This is a genomic window from Anaeromicropila herbilytica (assembly GCF_016591975.1).
Lineage (GTDB): Bacteria > Bacillota > Clostridia > Lachnospirales > Lachnospiraceae > Anaeromicropila > Anaeromicropila herbilytica.
The window spans coordinates 2,949,081-2,970,486 of record NZ_AP024169.1; the positions used below are offsets into that span (position 1 = coordinate 2,949,081).

The 21,406-nt window shown below is 31.6% G+C and carries 21 protein-coding genes; 4 read left to right on the forward strand and 17 right to left on the reverse strand.

Annotated elements, in window-relative coordinates:
* The first annotated feature begins 153 nt into the window (after positions 1 to 153).
* Together bsdtb5_RS12780 and bsdtb5_RS12785 are read left to right on the forward strand one after the other, a co-directional pair.
* Positions 154 to 810: a YesL family protein gene (locus bsdtb5_RS12780; RefSeq protein WP_271712374.1), complete on the forward strand. Its 657-nt coding sequence runs from the start codon at positions 154 to 156 to the stop codon at positions 808 to 810.
* Between the two features lie 178 nt (positions 811 to 988).
* Entirely contained in the window at positions 989 to 2,164 is a 1,176-nt protein-coding gene (locus bsdtb5_RS12785; RefSeq protein ID WP_271712080.1) for an ISL3 family transposase, read from the forward strand.
* Between the two features lie 140 nt (positions 2,165 to 2,304).
* On the opposite strand, the gene thpR is transcribed toward bsdtb5_RS12785, so the two are convergent.
* Positions 2,305 to 2,850: an RNA 2',3'-cyclic phosphodiesterase gene (gene thpR, locus bsdtb5_RS12790; RefSeq protein ID WP_271712375.1), complete on the reverse strand. Its 546-nt coding sequence runs from the start codon at positions 2,848 to 2,850 to the stop codon at positions 2,305 to 2,307.
* A 78-nt stretch (positions 2,851 to 2,928) separates the two neighbouring features.
* Positions 2,929 to 4,005 (reverse strand): competence protein CoiA family protein, encoded by a 1,077-nt coding sequence (locus bsdtb5_RS12795; protein ID WP_271712376.1) that lies wholly within the window; start codon positions 4,003 to 4,005, stop codon positions 2,929 to 2,931.
* A 283-nt stretch (positions 4,006 to 4,288) separates the two neighbouring features.
* Here bsdtb5_RS12795 and bsdtb5_RS12800 point away from each other — a divergent pair, with 283 nt between their 5' ends.
* Entirely contained in the window at positions 4,289 to 4,795 is a 507-nt protein-coding gene (locus bsdtb5_RS12800; RefSeq protein WP_271712377.1) for a flavodoxin family protein, read from the forward strand.
* Positions 4,786 to 5,436 (forward strand): hypothetical protein, encoded by a 651-nt coding sequence (locus tag bsdtb5_RS12805; protein ID WP_271712378.1) that lies wholly within the window; start codon positions 4,786 to 4,788, stop codon positions 5,434 to 5,436. Before bsdtb5_RS12800 ends, bsdtb5_RS12805 begins: the two co-directional genes overlap by 10 nt.
* Before the next feature lie 411 nt (positions 5,437 to 5,847).
* Here the strand turns inward: bsdtb5_RS12805 and bsdtb5_RS12810 are convergent, their stop codons facing one another.
* The 15 genes from bsdtb5_RS12810 to bsdtb5_RS12880 form a co-directional block, all read right to left on the reverse strand.
* Complete coding sequence (locus bsdtb5_RS12810) at positions 5,848 to 6,948, reverse strand: NAD(P)H-dependent glycerol-3-phosphate dehydrogenase (protein WP_330611620.1); 1,101 nt, start codon at positions 6,946 to 6,948, stop codon at positions 5,848 to 5,850.
* A 10-nt stretch (positions 6,949 to 6,958) separates the two neighbouring features.
* Positions 6,959 to 7,960, reverse strand: a complete 1,002-nt coding sequence (hypE, locus tag bsdtb5_RS12815) for a hydrogenase expression/formation protein HypE (protein ID WP_271712379.1) — start codon at positions 7,958 to 7,960, stop codon at positions 6,959 to 6,961.
* 147 nt (positions 7,961 to 8,107) lie between these two features.
* The gene (gene hypD, locus bsdtb5_RS12820) at positions 8,108 to 9,208 is read right to left on the reverse strand and encodes a hydrogenase formation protein HypD (protein WP_271712380.1); all 1,101 of its coding nucleotides are present in this window, start codon (positions 9,206 to 9,208) and stop codon (positions 8,108 to 8,110) included.
* On the reverse strand, positions 9,187 to 9,408 hold the full coding sequence (locus tag bsdtb5_RS12825) for a HypC/HybG/HupF family hydrogenase formation chaperone (protein WP_271712381.1): 222 nt from the start codon (positions 9,406 to 9,408) through the stop codon (positions 9,187 to 9,189). The genes hypD and bsdtb5_RS12825 overlap by 22 nt, the downstream gene beginning before the upstream one ends.
* A 2-nt stretch (positions 9,409 to 9,410) precedes the next feature.
* A complete protein-coding gene (gene hypF / locus bsdtb5_RS12830) occupies positions 9,411 to 11,852 on the reverse strand; it encodes a carbamoyltransferase HypF (protein WP_271712382.1) in 2,442 nt (813 codons plus the stop codon).
* 5 nt (positions 11,853 to 11,857) lie between these two features.
* A complete protein-coding gene (locus tag bsdtb5_RS12835; protein WP_271712383.1) occupies positions 11,858 to 12,118 on the reverse strand; it encodes a hypothetical protein in 261 nt (86 codons plus the stop codon).
* A gap of 13 nt (positions 12,119 to 12,131) precedes the next feature.
* On the reverse strand, positions 12,132 to 12,704 hold the full coding sequence (locus tag bsdtb5_RS12840; protein WP_271712384.1) for a cytochrome b5-like heme/steroid binding domain-containing protein: 573 nt from the start codon (positions 12,702 to 12,704) through the stop codon (positions 12,132 to 12,134).
* Positions 12,704 to 13,177, reverse strand: a complete 474-nt coding sequence (locus bsdtb5_RS12845) for a hydrogenase maturation protease (protein WP_271712385.1) — start codon at positions 13,175 to 13,177, stop codon at positions 12,704 to 12,706. Before bsdtb5_RS12845 ends, bsdtb5_RS12840 begins: the two co-directional genes overlap by 1 nt.
* A gap of 18 nt (positions 13,178 to 13,195) precedes the next feature.
* The gene (locus tag bsdtb5_RS12850) at positions 13,196 to 14,584 is read right to left on the reverse strand and encodes a nickel-dependent hydrogenase large subunit (protein WP_271712386.1); all 1,389 of its coding nucleotides are present in this window, start codon (positions 14,582 to 14,584) and stop codon (positions 13,196 to 13,198) included.
* 31 nt (positions 14,585 to 14,615) lie between these two features.
* Positions 14,616 to 15,497 (reverse strand): hydrogenase small subunit, encoded by an 882-nt coding sequence (locus tag bsdtb5_RS12855; RefSeq protein WP_330611622.1) that lies wholly within the window; start codon positions 15,495 to 15,497, stop codon positions 14,616 to 14,618.
* A 135-nt stretch (positions 15,498 to 15,632) separates the two neighbouring features.
* A complete protein-coding gene (locus tag bsdtb5_RS12860; RefSeq protein ID WP_271712387.1) occupies positions 15,633 to 17,333 on the reverse strand; it encodes a methyl-accepting chemotaxis protein in 1,701 nt (566 codons plus the stop codon).
* 443 nt (positions 17,334 to 17,776) lie between these two features.
* Positions 17,777 to 18,511, reverse strand: coding sequence for a LytR/AlgR family response regulator transcription factor (locus bsdtb5_RS12865; RefSeq protein WP_271712388.1), 735 nt, complete (start codon positions 18,509 to 18,511; stop codon positions 17,777 to 17,779).
* 69 nt (positions 18,512 to 18,580) lie between these two features.
* Entirely contained in the window at positions 18,581 to 20,347 is a 1,767-nt protein-coding gene (locus tag bsdtb5_RS12870) for a sensor histidine kinase (RefSeq protein WP_271712389.1), read from the reverse strand.
* Between the two features lie 341 nt (positions 20,348 to 20,688).
* Positions 20,689 to 21,081: a hypothetical protein gene (locus tag bsdtb5_RS12875; protein WP_271712390.1), complete on the reverse strand. Its 393-nt coding sequence runs from the start codon at positions 21,079 to 21,081 to the stop codon at positions 20,689 to 20,691.
* Positions 21,053 to 21,382 (reverse strand): hypothetical protein, encoded by a 330-nt coding sequence (locus bsdtb5_RS12880; RefSeq protein ID WP_271712391.1) that lies wholly within the window; start codon positions 21,380 to 21,382, stop codon positions 21,053 to 21,055. The genes bsdtb5_RS12875 and bsdtb5_RS12880 overlap by 29 nt, the downstream gene beginning before the upstream one ends.
* Positions 21,383 to 21,406 lie beyond the last annotated feature (24 nt).

The window sequence follows — 21,406 nt, forward strand, 5'->3', positions numbered from 1 at the left end:
CATTATTCAACATTTTAGTTATTTTTCAATAAAAAAGTGGAATAATTACTTATAATATATTCACTAAACAAACTATTATTTGGAAATGTTTCTTATGTAAATAGTACATACTTATTTTTAATTATGAAAATTAATATAATCGAGGAGGATACTATGAGTGGTTTTTTAAGTCACGAAAGCCCATTATTTCAATTTATCGACAAATTAATTGATATGATATTATTAAGCATTGTTGCATTCTTATGTTGTATTCCAATATTTACAATAGGTGCATCAGTCACTGCTTTATATTCAGTCACATTAAAAATGGCTAAGGATGAGGAAGGTTACATCTTTAGATCTTACTTTAAGTCCTTTAAAGAGAATTTCAAACAGTCAACAATCATTTGGTTAATCTTACTTATAATAGGAAGTATACTTGGTTTTTCACTTAATTTTTGGTTTTCCATGGATACCATGACGGGCAATGTGTTTGGCTTTATATTGGCATTTATCACTGTTTTATATAGTTGCATCTTATTATATACTTTCCCTTTACTATCTAAATTTAATAATTCCGTAAAACAGACTGTTAAAAATGCATTATTTATTGCACTAACCAATATGAAAAATACAATCTTCATTGTAATTTGTACTGCTCTTTGCGGATTATTTATCTTTTTTGTACCTGCTGGACCATATATTTTCATCGTTTTTGGATTTGCCTTTATCGCATATGTTAATTCCTTTTTCTTTAACCGTGTATTTAAACAGTACATTGACAAAGACGAAATAAACGAAAGCGATTCTAACAATGATGAAATTGAATAATCACCCAAATAAAAAAGCTGTTTTTCAACAGCTTTTTTATTGGTTCTATAATAAATGTTGGGGTGTGTTAAAAACACACTTCCAACATTTTTGTTTTTATATTAAAATACATCTATATAAAGCCTCTTCACATGCCAACCGACCAAAGCTAACATTTTAAAGGAGGTATTTTATATAGATGCAATCTAATTGTAACAAAAATCTTTTAAATTTAGAAGGTGTAAAATTAAAAAGTGTGCAACACACTTTAGATGGAATTATTATCAAGATTGAAACCAATCCCAAACCTCAAATTTGTCCTTGTTGTGGAGCTGGAACATCTAAAATACACGATTATCGTTGGCAGAAAATTAAAGACTTACCTTTTCAGTTGTCCAATGCTTATTTATTGTTAAGAAAACGAAGATATGTATGTTCTTGTGGTAAACGTTTTTACGAGAAATATAGTTTTATAGCTAAATATCAGCAACGTACAACACGACTATCCTTCAAAATTGTTGAATTGCTTCGTTCAACCAACAGTATTAAATATGTTGCTTCCCAAACTAATGTCTCAATGAATACAGTAATACGTATTCTTGATACACTCTCGTATGATAAACCACATATTCCTCAATGCATTTCAATTGATGAATTTAAAGGGAATGCTGGTGATTCCAAATATCAATGTATTCTGGTGGATGCAAAGAAAAAATGTATTCTTGATATTTTACCGGATCGTACTCAGTCCCATCTTATTGAGTATTTTAAATCTTGCAGTCGTGATGAAAGATATCGTGTTAAATTTTTTATTTCTGATATGTGGCAACCTTATATAGATCTTGCCAAAACATTCTTTCCTAATGCCACAATCATCGTAGATAAATATCACTACATTCGTCAGGTTTCCTGGGCAATTGAAAGTGTTCGTAAACGTTTACAAGCATCCATGACACCAACTCTTAGAAAGTACTATAAGCGAAGTAGAAAACTTATACTGACTCGATATTCTAAATTAAAAGATGACAACAAAAAAGCCTGTGATTTAATGCTACAATACAGTGATGATTTACGACTAGCTCACAGGTTAAAAGAATGGTTCTATGAAATATGTCAGAGTAATAGCTATACATATCAAAGAACTGAATTTTGGGAGTGGGTAAAAAGTGCTGAAAGCTCTGGATTACACGAATTTGAAGCATGTGCAAAAACATATAGACGCTGGTCTGAGTATATACTTAATGCCTTTAAGTATGGATATACAAATGGACCTACGGAAGGATTCAATAATAAAATCAAAGTACTAAAAAGAAGTTCTTATGGTGTACGTAATTTCGAAAGATTTCGTACACGTATCATTCACAGTTCTATGTAAAAAAATGGTCGGTTTTCAAGAGGCTTATTTGTCATGCAAAAAAACATCTATTATAGAACCTAGTCATAAAAATAGCTCTATTGTCAGTGTTAGTGCGGGTGCAACGCACCTCACACCCCAACACTTGACAAAGAGCCTTTTTATTTTAACAACTTATATTTAAAGATCTCAGTATATACTAGTTTACCTTCAATCCTCTCTGATTTCATTAAACTAATTTTATTCACTGGAATTTCTAACGTATTCATCTGCTTTTGAACTTGATCTACACTATATTCTTTTTTAAATATCGTTCTCCTAGCTAAGGTTAAATGTGGTTTAAAAGTTTGCTCTTCTATTTTGAATCCTGCTTTTCTTAAATAAAATGTTAGATATTCATTTAATTTACTTAAGTAAGTGTAACTTTTCACTCCAAGCCAACAGATATCCCCTTCTCTTCTATGAAACGTACCAAAATCCTCTACTTGTAGTATGAACTCTCTCATCTTTAATTCTTCAACACTTTGAGCTATAATTTCTTCAACTAAGCTAATTTTAGTTGTCTCTCCAAGGAAAACCAATGTAAGATGCAAATTTTCTTTCTTAGTAAAACTTGCTTTTTTCGTCATTTCTTTTAATCGCTCAACATTTTCATAAAGTCTATCTTTATCATAATCTTCAAAATTGATTGCAATGAATAACCTCATATTTACTCCCATCTGTCGCATCTTGTGACCTACCTAGTTAATATACAAAAGAATTCAGGACATTAACCATCAATATATTTATCTCCACATCTTCTTTTTGCTATTTTCGATCCAATCCAACGCATGCACTCGTAACTCAATATAAGATTTCATCTCTAAAATCCGTTTTTCTTTTCTTTCTTTCTGCTTTATTTGCTTTATTTCATTATCATTTTGAATGAAATAATCTAATCTTCTTGCATTTGCTTTCTTCACTTCTTCTGATGTACCAATTAAGGTAGGCAATTTCCAATACATGTTGGTTGTTTTAAATAAGAAAGTGTTTTTGAAACTTTCAGATATAACTGCATATTCCATTATTTTATTATCTGATTCTTCCTCTTTAATTATTACATTATTAATATTGTTTTGACTTTCGCTTATTTTTTGTATTAACTTCTTATGTTCTTCACTTTCACTATAGAATTCACCGTTTATGTTCAAATTCATCTCTTCTAATTTATAACTTTTCTGGTTAAATACACGTTCCGAGGTTAATTCCTTTCCGTCCCTAGGTAAAAATTGAACCAAAGTCATTCTTTTATTATTTGTATCTAATAGATTTATTTTATTATTAGCGGAAATACTTGAAGTTAAATAGCTCGTTAGTGATACATTCTTAGAATCAATATGTATATTAGATTGTATATTTAATACCCATACATCTATAATATTATTTTTCTCGTAAAAGGAATGTTTTTCTTCCCAATCTTTAATCACAAGCCGCGATGATATATAATTGATAGCAATCTTTGTGTCACGATATTCTATATACACGTGAGTTCTTCTTCCGTTTTCATGAACAGTATTAGTTCGTACAATTGCTTTCGGAAAGCTTCTTTTTGCTAATAAATAAAGTAAGAATCTTCCCTCTCTGTGTTCTTTCGATTCTCCATTATTTTGTAGTGTACATTTACTGCCTTTATGGTGAGAAAAATAAGGTGGAAGTATAGGACCTGCATTTAATATAACATATTCCTTACATTCATTACATGTAAACGCATTGGTCTGACTTTCTATTCTCATTTGCTTTCTTAATTCCTCATCGTAATATCCTAGATTATCTTTTAACGAGAAGGAACAAAATTCAGATCCTTTATACATTGCATACTCCATTAACTCATCCCCCACTTACATTAAATATATATCATATTATCTTCTATTTTACATATAATGTCCATCCTTACATTATACTTTACACCTAATCCGCATTACTGTATGGTGATTTTTTCCTTTTCATGGTATAAATATATATATTTATATATTTACAAATAGCTACCCATTTCTCAATCAAGGAGGGATTGACACCAATTTATCATATGACATAACCATCACTTGCAATGGCTTAACATTATTTCTCTTACTAAGAATTTGAAATTAATTGAAAAGGAGACATTCTATGAAATTATTAATTCACGACTTAAAAAGTGATGTATTTCAAAGCGCATTCCCATCACTACCTGAGGATACAAAAATCACATCAAACGAATCCACCATCCACCATTGTATTGGATGCTTTGGTTGTTGGGTTAAAACTCCTTCCAAATGTTCCATTCGCGATAAATATGGTAACATGGGTGAATATTTATCAAAATGCAACGAATTAATCATAGTAAGCAATTGTCGTTATGGCGGTTTTAGCCCTTTTGTTAAAAGCGTATTAGATCGTAGTATTTCTTATGTTCATCCTTATTTTCGTTTTATAAATGGCGAGATGCACCACAAAAGACGCTATGATAACAAGATTAACCTACATGTTCATTTCTATGGAGAAATCACAGAGGATGAAAAGAATACTGCTAACAAGCTCGTAAAAGCAAATTCTATTAATTTGGATTTAGATTCCTATGATGTTTCTTTCTATAAGGTTACTAAAGAAATGGAGGGTATAATTTTATGCAAATAGCACTTATTAACGGAAGCCCTAAATATAAGAATAGCGCCTCAGAAGTTATTTTAGAAGATTTAGAAGAATGTTTAAAGAAGAATCCTAATATAAAGGTTACACATTTTTCATTCTTAAAACCTCAGATTGATCAAAAGGACATTAAATCTCTATTTTCATGTAATTGTTGGGTATTTGCTTTTCCTCTCTATGTAGATGGTATTCCTTCACATTTATTGAATTGTATGATTCAACTTGAAAAATATATAGGGGCGCACCCTAATGTTCCTAAGACAATTCATGTATATGGCATTAGTAATTCCGGCTTTCATGAAGGAAAGCAAAATATAATAGCAATCGAAATATTGAAAAATTGGTGCATAAAATCAGGTCTTATCTGGGGACAAGGACTTGGAGTTGGTGCTGGTGGAATGCTTGCTGGCCTAAAAAAAGTTCCACTTGGTCATGGCCCTAAAAAGAACCTAGGGAAAGCTTTTGAACCTTTTGTAAGTAATATCGTACATAGGAAAAGTGAAGAAATCATTGTTACTTCTGCAAACTTTCCTAGACTCGCATACAAAATAGCTGCTGAATTCGGTTGGAGAAAGCAGATTAAGGCAAATGGACTTAAAAGAAAAGATATTTTTAGAAAATGTAATTAACTCTTTTCATTTATATTACATATTTACAGATTAGTAAAACCCATGCAATCATTTTATAGATAATCTTGATATCCTGACAGATTAAAATTGCATGGGTTTTATTTTATAGTCATATCATACAACGTCTTACTAGAATTCTTTTAACAAACTTTGGTTAGGGCGTCAAAAGTCATTCTAAATCTTAATTGTGTATATTGATGTATAATTATTAATTTTGGCGTAGTCCGGCCGAAAGTATCGTTTATATTTTGTCAAGACTCAAAGTAAAAATACGAACATAAGTGAGTATTTTTACTTGTTTTGAGGCTTGTAAAAAATATGATGCTAGAGGGAAAGGTAGCTAAAATTCATAATTATACAGCGATATACACTCAGTAAACTAAAATAAGACTTTTGACACCATAACCAACTTTAGAATTCTTTCTTTAAGCTTCTATCAAACAATTCTTGTAATACTTTCTTACAATCTCCGTTTTCATATAACATTGTATACACTGCCTCACAAATCGGTAATTCCACTTGATACATTAATCCTAATTTAATCATTGCTTTCACAGTATAATATCCTTCTGCTAGATTCGTATATTCCTGTCCTTTTACAAAAGCTTCACCATAACTTCTGTTATGGCTATATTTTGAAAAAACTGTTGCTTCATAATCTCCTAAATGACACAGTCCATATGCAGATTGCTCCTTGCCTCCCATCGCCTTTATTAACCTGGCAACTTCTCTCGTTCCCCTTGACATTAATGCACCCTTTAATGACGAGAGATTCATACCATCTAGCATTCCTGCTGCAATTCCTATTACATTTTTAGCAGCGGCACCTACTTCACTACCTATCATATCATCGCCATAGTAAAAGCGAATTAAATCACTCGAAAACGAAGTAACAAGAAATTGTTGATCTGCTTCACATTCCGAATCAATAACCATACAGTTTGGTATCCCCTGATAAAAATTTTGCACATGTCCTGGACCAAGCCAAACTGATACAGAACTATTCTCTTCTAACGTTTCATTTACAATCTGGGATAATCTTTTTCCTGTCTCTATCTCAATCCCTTTCATACACAATACAAATTTTTTGTTTTTCACTTTATAATTTTCAATTTCTTTCATAACATTTCTTAAACCTTGAGAATTAATTGAGATTATTATGACTTCTGATTCTAAAGCTTTCGAAAGATTTGTTTCTAATATAATACTCTCTGGTAGAGTGATCATGCCATTTGAACGAGTCATGGCGAATTCACTCATATGTTTTGAGCCTTCTCTTCCATATAATATTACATCTTGACCTATATGATTTAGATACCATGCGATAAAGGATCCCCATCTACCGCAACCAATTACCGTAACTTTCATTTCTTTACCAGTACCTTTCTCTTTGTATTTATCATTGTATTTTTTATAACTTAAAACTTCCCAGTTAACAGCTAATCTCCACTTGATTATAAAGATTTTGAATTTTTCACTTGGAAGTATATGTGCATATTTTACCATAATCATTTATGTTTTACTAACATATTCTAGGTAAGATACTGCTAACAAGTTCAGGAATGATTCTTTTACCTCCGAACGAATTTCTTGAATATATCATTTTATCCTCCATCTGAGCAAATTCTCCTATAATACATGTATCTTTTCCACTCTCTATGCTTTGTAGCATCCTCAGTACTTTATCCGCTTCCTCACGCTTTACAACTAATACCATTCTTCCTTCACAAGCCATATAAAGTGGGTCAAATCCTAATAACTTGTTAACTGCTCGTATACTTGGTTTTATCGGTATCTCTTCTTCATAAAGACAGATTCCATATTCAGTTGTCTTCATGAATTCATGAAGTACTGTAGCCACTCCTCCCCTTGTCGGATCTCTCATACATTTAATAGCCTCTTTATATTCATTAACAACAGATAAAAACGGTGTTAATAAGGCACAGTCACTCTGGTAGTCTCCACTAATCTTCATGTGATACCTATCTACAGCTATTGTAGTCCCATGCTCTCCTATACCGCCTGTTATTAGAATCTTATCTCCAGCATCAATTTTATTCTTTTTATACCCTGAATAATTAACACCTACTCCACTCGTATTAATTACAATCTCGTCCAAACTTCCCTTTTCTACAACCTTGGTATCTCCTGTAACAATTGATACATTTGCTTGAGTACACATGTCTCTCATTGTTTCAACTATTTTCTCTAACTTTTTTCTCTCAAAACCTTCTTCAATTATAAATCCTGTGCTTAAATAAAGTGGAGTTGCACCTGATACCACAAGGTCATTCACGGTACCACAGACTGCAAGCTTACCTATATTCCCACCTCGAAAAAAGATTGGTTTTACAACAAAAGAATCCGTTGTATAACTAATCAGTTCATTGCCTAACTGAAATGTTGCAGCATCCCCTTGATCCAATAAATATTTATTCTGAAAATTCTTATAAAAGATCTCTTCAATCAATTGAGATGTATGTTTTCCCCCATCCCCATGAATGAGCTTTATTATTTCATCCATTCTATTCTCCTCTCATGCTTATTCATAATAGGGTTTGCCCAAGATATGACTTTTTAGTCTAATCTATGCAATATGCCATGCTAGATTTTGAAAAAGAGCATTTGTTAGGCGAATCATAATATGCAATTCTAGATTATTCTCAATCCTTTACACCAGATATTTATAAGATATCGCACAACTTCCTTCTCCCGATATCATACAAGGACCTACTGGATGTTCCGGAGTACATTTACCCCCATATAAAGGGCAGTCCTTAGGTTCACTTTTTCCAAGAAGTATATCGCTGCATACACATTTATTCCGCTTTATGTCTTGACATTTGTTTATTTCTTTATCTGTCATTTTATTCACGTTGTGTTCTTCAAGCTGATATCTCACACTAGCATCATATTCTACATATTCCTTTTGAATGTGGAATCCTGCACCTTCTATTATTCCAATCCCTCTTAATTTAGCATCGCAGTCATCAAATACCTCTTCCATTAACTCGATTGCTTTTTGATTTCCTTGATATGAAACACACTGTCTATATAGATTGTTAAAATATCCAGATTTTTCTTTATTAAGAGATAAATAATATAATGCTTGAACGACATCTTTCGATTCAAATCCAGCTATCACTCCTGAAATACCATATTCTTTACTTATAAATTCAAAATAATGTTCACCTACAACTGACGCAACATGTCCAGGGCAGATTAAGCCTTTTATACCATGATCTGAATCATTAAAAATATAACGTAAGATTGGCTTCATTCTTTTTAATCCAATATAGAAAGAAAGATTATGTAACTTTTCTTGCCTTGCCTTCTTTATTGCGAGTGCAATAATTGGTGCAGTAGTCTCAAAGCCTACTGCAAGGAATATAATCTCCTTATTCATGTGAGCCCTTGCTAAATCTATGGCATCAATCGGTGTATAAAGTACCCTGATATCTCGTCCTTTTTCTTTTTGTTCTAATAGATTTTCTTTTCTTCCTTTTACCCTAAGCATATCTCCAAAAGTTGTAATTATGATATCTTTCACTTTCGTAAGTTCTATTGCCTTGTCAATATAATCCTCAGATGTTACACATACTGGGCATCCAGGTCCAGATAATAATCGAATCTGTGGTTTTACCAGTTCACCTATACCATATTTTTTAATTGCTTCTGTGTGACTTCCGCATACCTCCATTATTGTATAACTGTCACCATCCATATTATGAATACTAGATAGCATCTCTTCTATTCGAAGGTACTTACCCATTCTGACATCAACTCCTGAACCTCATGATAATAATGTTCTTCAATCTTTTGTATACCACATCCAGCATGGACTAAAATATAATCTCCAACCTTAGGATCTTCAATTAGTCCAATATTGACCTCGCTTTCAGTCTCCATGAGGCTTACTATAGCGTAATCCTCTTTGATCTCTTGAATCCTTCCAGGCAGTGCAATACACATGATTAATTTCCTTCTCTCTCATCGAATTTTGCATTCGCTATAAAAATTTGTCCATAAGATATACCACTATCATTAGTCGGAATCTGTTGGTTATAATACACTTGATATCCTTTAATCTTCAATTTATTATTTAACATCGTTAGTAAATACCGGTTTTCAAATACTCCACCTGATAGAATTACTGTCCGAATTCCCGTTATTTCAGATATTTTATCAATCATTTGAGCACTAGCTTCAATTACGGTATTATGGAAGCGAAATGATATTCTAGAGTTAATTTCACCTTTCTCAATATCTTGTATGATTCCTTCAAATATCTTCTCTAATTTGATTAGATAAGTACCGTCTTTCCATATAATTTCAAATGGATATATTAATTGTTCATCATTCTGGTTATATTGCTTTTGATAGCTATATCGATTATTCTGGTTTTTCTGGTAATCCATATTACGATTCTTGTTAATCTTAATTTCTTCTAGGTAGATGCAAATATCCATCTCATCTAATTCATTTTCAAGTTCAATTGCAGCTTGACCTTCATATGTATTCTGATAACAGATACCCAATAGAGCTGATACTGCATCAAATAGTCGTCCCATACTAGAGGTAGTATGGCACATAAGGTTAGAATTAAGGAGTTGTATTAATAATTCAATCGAATCTTCTGAGGCATTACGAACTAACTTCATTGCATCAAACCCTAATTGTTCAAGATAGCATACAAGAATTCGCCATGGGTTATTGATTGCTTCTTCTCCTCCCTGTATTACGAGATAATCAAGATGCCCCATTCGATGAAAGCTCTTATAATCACCAACTAAGAATTCACCACCCCATATAGCCCCGTCCGTACCATACCCAGTTCCGTCATATATGACACCAATTACTTTTTCATCTAGTCCATGTTCTCCCATACAGCTCGCCATATGCGCATGGTGATGATAGATTCCTATCGCTTTCGTATTCCACCTTGTCTCATATTCTTCCGCTAAACTTCTACTGATATAAGCAGGATGCATATCATATGTTACTATTTTAGGTTTTATCTGAAATATAGTCTTAAAATGGTTTAATATTTTTTTATAATTCCGATAGCATTCAACTTCACAAAGGTCACCAAGATATTGACTATAATATAAATATTCATTATTTGAAACGCATATTGAACCTTTCATATCCGCACCAAATGCTAGAATTTCTTCCTTGGTTTGTATTTTATATGTATAAGGGATATAACCCCTGGCTCTCCTTGATACTATTTCTGTACCATCGAGGACTTTTACAACAGAATCATCAATTGGTATATAAATATTACGATTGTGAAGAATGAAATAATCCGCAACATCCTTTAAATGTTTAATCGCACTTATATTCCTATATTCCAATGGCATGCTACTAATATTAGCACTGGTCATTATAAGATAGTCTAATTCTTCTAGTAAAAGATAATGAATTGGTGCATATGGAAGCATAACCCCAAGGCTTTTACTCCCTGGAGCTATTGTATCGGGCAATCGAAGTGATTGAGATTGTCGTTTCTTTTTTAGTATAACAATAGGCCTTCTCTCACTCATTAGTATTTCTTCTTCCTTTTCATTCATCTCACAGATTTGTTTTACAACCTCGATATTTCTCACCATAATTGCAAATGGCTTCCTTGGTCTATGCTTTCTATCTCGAAGATTATGAATAGCATCATCATTTAATGCATCACATGCTAAGTGAAAACCACCAATTCCTTTTATAGCAAGTATCTTTCCTTCCTTTAACTTACGAATTCCTTCTTTAATAACATCTTCACATATTAATTCATTGCCATACTTGTCAGTCATCCAAAGCCTAGGACCGCATTGATTGCAAGAAGTAGGCTCTGCATGGAATCTTCTACTTTTGATGTTTTCATAATCTTTTTGACACTCCATACACATCTTAAATTCATTCATAGTTGTTGTACTTCGGTCATATGGCAAGCTTTTAATGATAGAATATCTTGGCCCACACTCTGTACAATTTGTAAATGGATACCGATAATATCTATGATTTTTATCTTTCATATCACTTTGACACTTTTTACATATTGCTATATCAGGTGGTATAAAACGTATCTTGTTATCATTCACCGCACTTTCCATAATTACAAATGCTTCCTTCTGATTGTATATGTTACGAACCAGTCGTACTTTTTTATCTACAATAATTTGAATATTATTTAATAATATATCCGTTTTTTCGATGCTAGCCAAGGGCGGACATTGATGAAGCACCTCATATAGAAAATCCTTCCTATTCTCAATATCCCCCTCATAGATAATCAGTACCATTCCTCCCAGATTTCTAACAAAGCCACTAATCTTATATTTCAATGCTGCCTTATACACGAAGGGGCGATATCCCACCCCTTGAACAATTCCGTAGACTTTAATGCAATATCTTCTTATTCTCATATCCCCTACAATTCTAAGACCTCTCCTTCAATACTTTCTAGAATGGCCGTTTGCTCCTTAATGTCTTGTTTATTAATAATTATCTCGGTCCATGGTCCAAAGAAATTTTGATTCATTTCTACAAGATGCTCATATAAATTTTCTCTATTCACATGACTATGTTCATTTACAGTAATCGATACTTTTTTTACTTTTTCTATTTTATTATTCTCACATAACCTTTCAAGTTCATCTGTTATCTTTTGTAGCAAAATCGTATCATGCATGGTTATCCCTTCCTTACTTTCTAACTACAATACCGATGATTGGCAAATGATAAAGCTCTTCTTTCTTTTCCTTTCTACGATAAAAATTACTCAGATCTCTCCCTAATGTTAATGAGTGTTTATGTGCACCCCATGATAAGTCGTTTGTTACATCATATATAATTTCATCTACTGCTATATATGCTTTTCTGCCGTTTTTACCATTAAAGTATGTTAAATCATCTATAGATAATTGCCTAATCTGTTGTGTACTTAATTGCATTTCTTCATATGTACTATCTTCTCCGTTTATAATATTATTTGTTATTAATTCCTCAGATTGATTTTCTTCTAAAGGGACCACATTTTTATTGATATTACCTGAATTCTCCTCTAGTACTTGATCTTTATCCTCATTCTCACATTGCTCTACACCATTTAAATTTCCTATTTGATATATCAAGGCTTCTGTCCTACTATTAATTAGATTCTCATATAAATCCTTCTCTTCGCTCGTTAAGGGTAAAGCCAACATCTTATTATAATAATCCATATCATTCTTAAATTGATATACGGTATTTCGAATGCAATCTGTGATACTTGCCATTAATTATCTTTGCTCCCTTCTGATATACACCTTAATATATTGTTTGATACGTTATCAGCAATATCTTTGAATTTACTTCTCAGAACATCACTAATACCGATACCATAACCTATTTCATAGATTTCGATAGCATATATGTATCCAGTCACTTTTGGGTAATACAATTTTAATAAGTCAAGAAAATTGTAACTATGTTGTGAATATACTTTTCTATTTGTATCCAAAGAATTGATTGCTATAGTAGTTATATCACCCGGAGTTTTCTTAAGATAGGAAGCATCAATTATAAAAAGCTGATCTTCTGATACAACACTATTAATACAATATGATATATCTGTCTCTCCATAGATGAATTCAAAATTCTTATGAAGTATATCTGCATTAAAGCTTTTTTCTATTTGCTCTAATACCTCGATGCCAATTCCATCATCTTTCATCAACGTATTTCCTAATCCTATAATTTTTACACTCATTATCTACCCGCCTCTTCACTAGACTAGAATATCAATGGTTTTATCAGTGCCTTCCCTTGTAATGATATGTGTGGCACAAGATACACATGGATCAAATGATCTTGCAATCCGCCCAATTTCAACTGGTTCATCTATATTATTTAACTTTGTTCCAATCAATGCTTTTTCGATAACACCTGCCATCCCCTCATTACTCTTAGTTGAAAGATTCCATACAGATGGTGTAATTATATTATAATGTTGAATGACATGATTCTCTATGTTCACCCAATGCCCTAGAGTTCCTCTTGAAGTATCCGTAAGACCAGCACCTACGGCATTTTGGGGTATCTCATATTTCTTCTGATTACTTCTTAAAAGCTGAATGCGTGTTACGATTTGAACCATTATCCTTAATATCTTTTCTGTTTCCATTACTCTAGCAATATTTCTATCCAAACAGGAAGATCCCCCTTTATAATCACCTGTTATTTTAAGTCTCGCCAGTGGCCCAACTTCCATAGCAAGATTGTTATAGTGAGGAGATTTTATAAAGGAATAGGCGTCTTCTTTTTTCGTATCTGCAACCGTTGGATTATCCGTTTGATACCAAGCATATTTCACTTGTTCCGTTATTAAGTCTGGATTCAACGGACTTATTACACCCTCTATTAAAACACTTGGTTTCACGTAAGTGATTTCTGCCTCGTCATAGGTATTAAACATCCCATAACTCATATAATTCGGATAGGAAATACCTTTTTCGAAATAATCTGGATAATATGTTGCCAAAACATTTGCATCCTCTTTCATACTCGTACTAACAAATGCGAGAAGCTTTTCTATAATGGAACGTACTTTTTCTAATTTATATGGATCAATATTGACAGTAATACCTCCAACAAAAATACCATGGCTATGAGGTGCTTTACCACCAAGCGTCGCTGCTCCTTCGTGAGCCATTCTACTAAGTTCAATACTCTCTACATAATGTCTCTCAATATTTTGATTAATATCTTCTGGTATACGATAATCGTGATACATTTGATCCGATGCCAACTTTACGCTGTTAATCTTCGCATAATCAGGCATACTTAATAAATAGAAATGCCTTAAATGATTCTGCATAATTTCAAATCCATGTACTAAATCTCTAAGATAACGATCATTCAAAGAAACTTCAATCTTAAGTGCATTCTCATCTGCTAATGCTGCTGTAACTGCATGAGCAGTCGAACAGATTCCACAGATTCTTTCAGTTATAAATATTGAGTCAAAGGGAAATCTATTTTTTAGTATCGTTTCAAAACCACGATACAATAGCCCACTAGTTCTGGCATCCACGATTGTATCATCTTCTATATTCACTGATATTTCTAGAAATCCACTGATTCTTGTTATTGGATCAATAATAATTGTTTTGGCCAAGTTATCTCCTCCTATCGCCATCCTATCCATATTAATTTCTTATAAACGGTTCCATAGCATCTGGAAATCCAGGATTTGCACAACCAATACAGTTTGTGTTATTTCCAACTGGCCAATTGACATAACCATTCCATTTTCTTCTTGGACAATCCGTTCTCGTGATTGGCCCTCTGCATCCTATCCGAATCATGCATCCTTCATCTCCGAATTTTTCAGCGAAAATACCACTTTCAAAGAATCCTCTTCTCGTACAGTTATCATGTATTGTTACTCCATAGAATAATTTTGGCCTGCCCTCATCATCTAATTCTGGTATTTGTCCAAAGTTAACAAGATAAGCTAAAGTTCCAATTACCCAATCTGGATGACTTGGACAACCCGGAAGCCTGATTATCTCTCGTTCTAGAACTTCTTTTACACTCTTTGAGGCAGATGGATTGGGAGCAGCGGCTGATACTCCTCCATAAGAAGCGCAAGTACCAACTGCAATCACATATTTTGCTTTTTCGCCTGCTAACCTAATTGCATCTAAAGCTGTTATATATTTTCCTTTATAATTTGCAACAATGGTATACATACCGTCGTCCGCAGTTGAAACTGCGCCTTCTACTAATAATACAAATTCTGTATCTAATGTATTCAAAAATTTTTCATATGCACTTTCACCTTCTGCACCCATTAGTGTATTGCTAAACGTAATATTCACTAAGCTAGTCAAAGTGCTATATAACCCTGGATTTTCTGCATCCATGAATGAAATGATATTACCAGAACATCCAGTTAGCTCTAACCATATCGCATTTAACTTCTTTTTATCAGTATTTTGTTGTATACTTAGATTCTCTTTGTCCAAATGAATGTTATTGCTGTTTTTTAACTTTGATAATTGCCATTCTTGTAATCTATCTAACAATCTATGCACGATCCTTTTACGAATATATTTTATATATATTCTTTTTTTTAAGTTATATTACAGTTCTAGAAGAACTCTTACATAATAAAAAAAGATAGATGACGATGCATCTATCTTCCTTATATTCGATTATTTTTATAAAGTGAACTCGCTAAGCAATAACTGTAATATTTCAGCTTGAGCTACAAATGCTTCACTTGTAGATAAGCCTTCTTCAGAAGCTGCTGTATTCTCATCAACAACCATCATTAAGTTTTCAGCGAAATCTAATATTTCATTCAGTGATTCTTTTTCTCTATCACTTGCTTTTTGTATTATATCTACAAATTCTGTTGTATTCAAAGTTGCATTAAGTATACCTTTAAATTTACTATTTGTCTCCTCAATAAGAAGCTCACCATCATAAATGGACTGTATACTATTTTTTATTAGTTCTTCCGATGATTTTGCTGCCATCTGTGACTGTTCAGCTAATTTGCCCATTTCTTCAGCCACGACGGCAAATCCTCTACCATTTTCTCCTGCTCTTGCCGCTTCTATAGAAGCATTTAGTGACAACAATTCTGTTTGTTTTGCAATCTGATGAATCGATCCAATTACAGTTAATACTTCTTTTGTCCTAGAAGCTATCGTATCGAATCCATCCACTAAGGAGGACATATAATTACTACCTTCTTCTGCTCTTTTCTTCATATCATAAGATAATTCACTCATTTGCTTCGTATTTACTGCATTCTCATGTAATTGTTCTACAATCAATTGTATTTTTTCTTTTAATAAAGCTATAGATTCTGCTTGGTTTGTTGCTCCTATGGATAATTCTTTCGATGATAGTGCAATATGTTCTGCTCCTTCTCGAATCATTACAAAGGAATCTCTAACATTTTTAAGTATATTATTGAAATAATCAGATATCTTATTTAATGCATCTTTCATCGGAATGAAATCACCAATATAATCTGTATCTACTCTAACTGTAAGATCTTTATTAGCCATAGAATTAAGAACTGTTGTTACACTAATAATATAGCCTTGTAGCTGTAGTATTGTATGATCAATTGAATTACATAATGTACCAAGTTCATCCTCACTATCTACATTTATATCGATTGATAAATCTCCCATAGCAACTCTCTTCATAGCTTGATTTATCGTTTCAACTGGTAACGTTATACTCTTTATTACGATTTTTGTAATCCTTAATGTACCTATGACTCCTAGTAAAAAAAGGATAATAAATAAGACAATACTAATTATTATACCAAAATCAGCCTCTTTAGTGAATATGCTAGCATATTGATTGGAGTTGATACTTATGAGATCAAGCTCTGATTCGATATGATCCAAAATAGGTGCATAATCATTTTTATATGTACTATATATTTCTTTACTATCACCATTTTTTGCACTTTTTACTATTTGTTCACGATATCGAATTCCTTTATCCATTTCTGTTCTTAAAGATTTAATATTTTTTGTTTCTTTCGTTTTGGTAAGTAGCTCTATATTTTTATCGATAACATTTACTGATTTTTCAAATACCTGATATTCTAATTCTGACTCATTAATATACATATCCATTGTACTTTGTTGTTTTGCCATTGCAGCACGATGAATATTATTTACTATTTTTTGAAGTGATATTTGAGCTTTTAGAACATTGGAGTCCAAAGTATATGGACCTGTATGAAACTGATTGATTTTAGAATCTAGATGTACAAAACCAATTAAGCCTACAATGACAATAATAAAAGTAATTAGTCCAATATAAAGGAATGTATTTTGTAATTTTTTCTTAATTGGTAAATTTATATATTTTTCTTTTAATTTTTTCATAGTTAATCTCCTCTTTTGCTTTTCTTAAGCGTAACTAGAGAATGTAAACTATATATTAATTATTGGTAAATAACCGTTTATCTTTATGTAAATTAATTATCTATGTATTACTTAATCCAACAATAAACTCGAATAAAAAAAATAGAGCTGTACATAACCTTTCCCACGGCCAATGTACAAGCTCTTATCATTACATGAAAATTAATACCTTAATGTATTCATACCTTATAATTCAATGTCATTTGTTCATCGCTCTATAAAAATACTCCCCTCAAAGTATCTTATTGAGATTAATTTTAGTTTAAATGCATTACGTATCTATTCATTTCATTTACAATAGAATATTATCATAATACTCTCATTAATTGTGGTGTTTTGTCTAATATGCAAATATTTTGTCTTTTTGGTTGATTTCATTGTTTATTACGTTTCATAACGAATTCTTAAAAATCAAAAAATTCCTTTAATTCCTTAACTTTCCCTCTGCTGAGTGGCACTACATCATTGCTATCTTTAAGAAACATATCATAAGTGTAATTGATTCTCGGCTTAAATTTTGATACTTTTTCAAGATTTACGATATAGCATTTATGAGCACGAAAGAAATTTCTTTTCTTTAACTTATCTTCATAGAAACATAACGTTTTATTACCTCTATATATTTTATCCTTTGTATGTATATATATTAATCGATTAACTACTTCAAAATAATAAATATCATAAAAAGGTATAAGCACTACATCTTCGTCATCAAATCCACAAATAATATCTAATTCATATTTATATTCATTACTTAATCTTTCCACGCTATTATGAATCTCATTTTGTAATCTCATTTTATAAAGTGCACTATCTATTCTTTCCTTTTGAAAAGGCTTTAAAATATAATCTACTGCATTCATCTCAAAGGCTTTTACAGCAAAATCATTAAATGCTGTAACAAAACATATCTTCGTATTCGGATATACATTAAGTACCTGCTCTGCTAAATACATTCCATTGATACTTGGCATTTCAATATCTAGAAATAAAGCATCAATGGGATTTTTCAGCAAATAAACTAAAGCTTCTATCGGATCTAGAAATACCTTTTCCAAAGATATATTATCATAATCCTTTATAATATCTACCATATAATTCAAAGCATTTTTTTCATTATCCACTATTACAATTTTCATACTTACATCCATGTATCCACTAACCTGCCATCCTAAATTATTTTAATCATCTTATTGATTTATTATTAATTATTTTACTTCCTTAATAATTGGAATTTCAAAAAACACTTTTGTGCCTACATTAACAGTACTTTTAATATTTAATCTTGTTTGATAACACTTTATTAATCGATCATTAATATTTTTAAGCCCAATACCAGACTTGCAATCTTTATCTAATAGTTTAGCAAGTATTTCTTCTCTCATTCCTACGCCATTGTCTGATACCATTAATTGAAGTTTATCCTTTATTTTTATTGCTTGTATTTCAATAGTAATATTATTATGAATTCTTGCATGCTTTATCGCATTCTCAACAATAGGTTGTAAGATTAATTGCGGAATCATTATGCCCTCGAATTCCTCAGGAACTTTAATCGCTAATTGAATTGCATCCCCATAAGCAGCACTCTCTAATCGAAAATAAGACCTAATTAAATCTAGTTCTTCTTTCAATGTGTAAAATACATTTTCGCGGTAATCAAATTTATGCTTTACTCTTAAAAAATTACAAAAATCCAAAATTAAATTTCTTGCTGTTGGTACAGATTCTCCCATAATACAATAAATATTATTTAAAGTATTGAAAAAGAAATGTGGTGCAATCTGCGCTTGTAGGAAAGCAATCTCCATATCTTTGGCTTGGTTTGAACTTATAAAGGCTTCTATTATATCTTCTGATAATACATAGATTCCACAGATTGCAAAGAACAAAAGCCCTAAATTATAATTTCCAGCAGATACATATGCCAAATATATTTTATTCGCAGACAGAATATCAATGCTTATTGTAAGTACCATAAATATAAAACCAAATGTTAATTTAATGGAGTGCTTCTTTCTTCTACGAATTGCTTTAATCAAGGTATACATTATGTTTATTAAGTTTAGTATAAGAATTGTCATATATATTGAATCATCATATACAAAGATTCGAATTGGAAATATTATAACTGCTAATAAAAACAATGCATTTACTGTTGAAATAATGCGCCAGCATTTTTTACATGTTTGTTCTCTATAAATTGACCTTATAAAAAATTGCAGAGAAAAAAGTCCCGTAACAAATGCAAAATATTGTAGTTTCGTAATAAGATTAAAAGGTATATCACTCCATAAATAGTTTAGTATATTCACATCACTAATTGATTCAAGTAGCATTGACGAGAGGCAAAACAAGCCAACATGTAAAAAATTAAATTTCTTCAAATCCGAATGATAAAGAAGTATCAAATATAGCCCAAGACCTGCAAATACACCTATTATAATTGCACTTTTTATAATGCCTTCATGAACATTATTCTGTATATTATTTGTTTGCCCTAGTAGAATACTACTAATAATACCGCCCTTATTATTATGGTAATTCGATATCTTTATCTCTATATTAACATCAACTGTTTCTGTATAAAACGTAAGTGTTTGATACCTCCATGAAGCTGTTTCTGTTTTTAGATTTTTACCCAATACCCCATTTGATGCAATAAACCTCCCATTAATATACACTTCATAGGCACTTGGAATATAGCGTAGGTCTAAACCATAATATCCGCTCTTGGGTACCTTTATCTGTAACTTATAAGTACCATAACCATACCTACCCATTTTTCTTGCAACCTTATTATTCTCATTCCATCGCCCAGGTACCATAATATTAATAGGTTCTTCATTTGTATTATCCATAGGATAGAATTTCCATTCTCCATCAATTTCAGTTATAAAATTATTCAAATTATTATTCGATAAATCTATATATCCATTTTTAGCAGTGGTTGAATATTCGATTTTTTTATTCATTATCAAGCATATATAAAATATTAGTATAATAAATAGTATCATAATTAAAAGTCTTGCTGTTGTCTTTTTACTATTTATCCTTTCATCTCCAAGGCTTTGCATAGTGTCGTATATCGTCCTTTTATAGTTTTATTAGTATTATATCTTCTATCACAAAAAGTGTCTAGTTTAACTTAGTACTTCAGTCAACATTTATCAATCCATCTAATGTATTCCATATGTTCTACTTATATATATCTTCTCTTATTACAAGATATATTATAATATTTCGATTCAATTGTTATATCCTCACAAAAACGTGCAGACACCAAAGGTTCTGCACGCCAAGCATAATTATATAATTACAATCTAAACTTATTTACCATTGTTTCTAAACTATCAGATATCTCTTTTTCATTTGATACCATAGTCCCAATTTTATCAACAAGTTCTCCTAGACTATCAATATTTTGAATAATTACTCTGCTATTCTGTGCGGTATTTTGTGAAGCATCTGCAATATTTTCAATTGCTTCTCCAACTTCTCCAATGACCTTTTCAATATTCATTGTCATATTTGCAATCTTAGTTGCAGTTTTCTCAATATTCAAAGCATCTACCCCATATTGTTTCGCAACATCTACAAACATCTGATAATCCGGTGTGACTGTTTCTTTTACAAAAGATAATAGATGGTTTGAGTTCATAATTAGATTGTTATAAGCATCATGGTTCAAACCAGATACCACTGCCAATTACTAAATCACTATCGAAAATAACCTTTCCCAACATCTCTTCATATTGTTTCAATTTAGTAGTTGAATATGTAGTACCAACATTTCTTGCAGTTTGTTCTGTCATGGTTGATACTTTTTGCATTTTCATTTCAATATCTGTCATGATACTTTTTAGTTCTGCATCCATATTATGAGTAATTTGCTCCTCAATAATTTGTTTACTATTATGATAACTTGTGAAACTGATAACTACCATAGATAATATAATTACAGATAATAGAACAGTTAGCATTTTACTACTTATTGTATTAAATCTCATGAAATTCTCCTTTCAAAGAAATTA

Coding starts and splice junctions, on each gene's coding strand:
- bsdtb5_RS12780 (WP_271712374.1), top strand. CDS start 154: ATGAGTGGTTTTTTAAGTCACGAAAGCCCATTATTTCAATTTATCGAC.
- bsdtb5_RS12785 (WP_271712080.1), top strand. CDS start 989: ATGCAATCTAATTGTAACAAAAATCTTTTAAATTTAGAAGGTGTAAAA.
- thpR (WP_271712375.1), bottom strand. CDS start 2,850: ATGAGGTTATTCATTGCAATCAATTTTGAAGATTATGATAAAGATAGA.
- bsdtb5_RS12795 (WP_271712376.1), bottom strand. CDS start 4,005: ATGGAGTATGCAATGTATAAAGGATCTGAATTTTGTTCCTTCTCGTTA.
- bsdtb5_RS12800 (WP_271712377.1), top strand. CDS start 4,289: ATGAAATTATTAATTCACGACTTAAAAAGTGATGTATTTCAAAGCGCA.
- bsdtb5_RS12805 (WP_271712378.1), top strand. CDS start 4,786: ATGCAAATAGCACTTATTAACGGAAGCCCTAAATATAAGAATAGCGCC.
- bsdtb5_RS12810 (WP_330611620.1), bottom strand. CDS start 6,948: ATGATTATGGTAAAATATGCACATATACTTCCAAGTGAAAAATTCAAA.
- hypE (WP_271712379.1), bottom strand. CDS start 7,960: ATGGATGAAATAATAAAGCTCATTCATGGGGATGGGGGAAAACATACA.
- hypD (WP_271712380.1), bottom strand. CDS start 9,208: ATGGGTAAGTACCTTCGAATAGAAGAGATGCTATCTAGTATTCATAAT.
- bsdtb5_RS12825 (WP_271712381.1), bottom strand. CDS start 9,408: ATGTGTATTGCACTGCCTGGAAGGATTCAAGAGATCAAAGAGGATTAC.
- hypF (WP_271712382.1), bottom strand. CDS start 11,852: ATGAGAATAAGAAGATATTGCATTAAAGTCTACGGAATTGTTCAAGGG.
- bsdtb5_RS12835 (WP_271712383.1), bottom strand. CDS start 12,118: ATGCATGATACGATTTTGCTACAAAAGATAACAGATGAACTTGAAAGG.
- bsdtb5_RS12840 (WP_271712384.1), bottom strand. CDS start 12,704: ATGGCAAGTATCACAGATTGCATTCGAAATACCGTATATCAATTTAAG.
- bsdtb5_RS12845 (WP_271712385.1), bottom strand. CDS start 13,177: ATGAGTGTAAAAATTATAGGATTAGGAAATACGTTGATGAAAGATGAT.
- bsdtb5_RS12860 (WP_271712387.1), bottom strand. CDS start 17,333: ATGAAAAAATTAAAAGAAAAATATATAAATTTACCAATTAAGAAAAAA.
- bsdtb5_RS12865 (WP_271712388.1), bottom strand. CDS start 18,511: ATGAAAATTGTAATAGTGGATAATGAAAAAAATGCTTTGAATTATATG.
- bsdtb5_RS12870 (WP_271712389.1), bottom strand. CDS start 20,347: ATGAATAAAAAAATCGAATATTCAACCACTGCTAAAAATGGATATATA.
- bsdtb5_RS12880 (WP_271712391.1), bottom strand. CDS start 21,382: ATGAGATTTAATACAATAAGTAGTAAAATGCTAACTGTTCTATTATCT.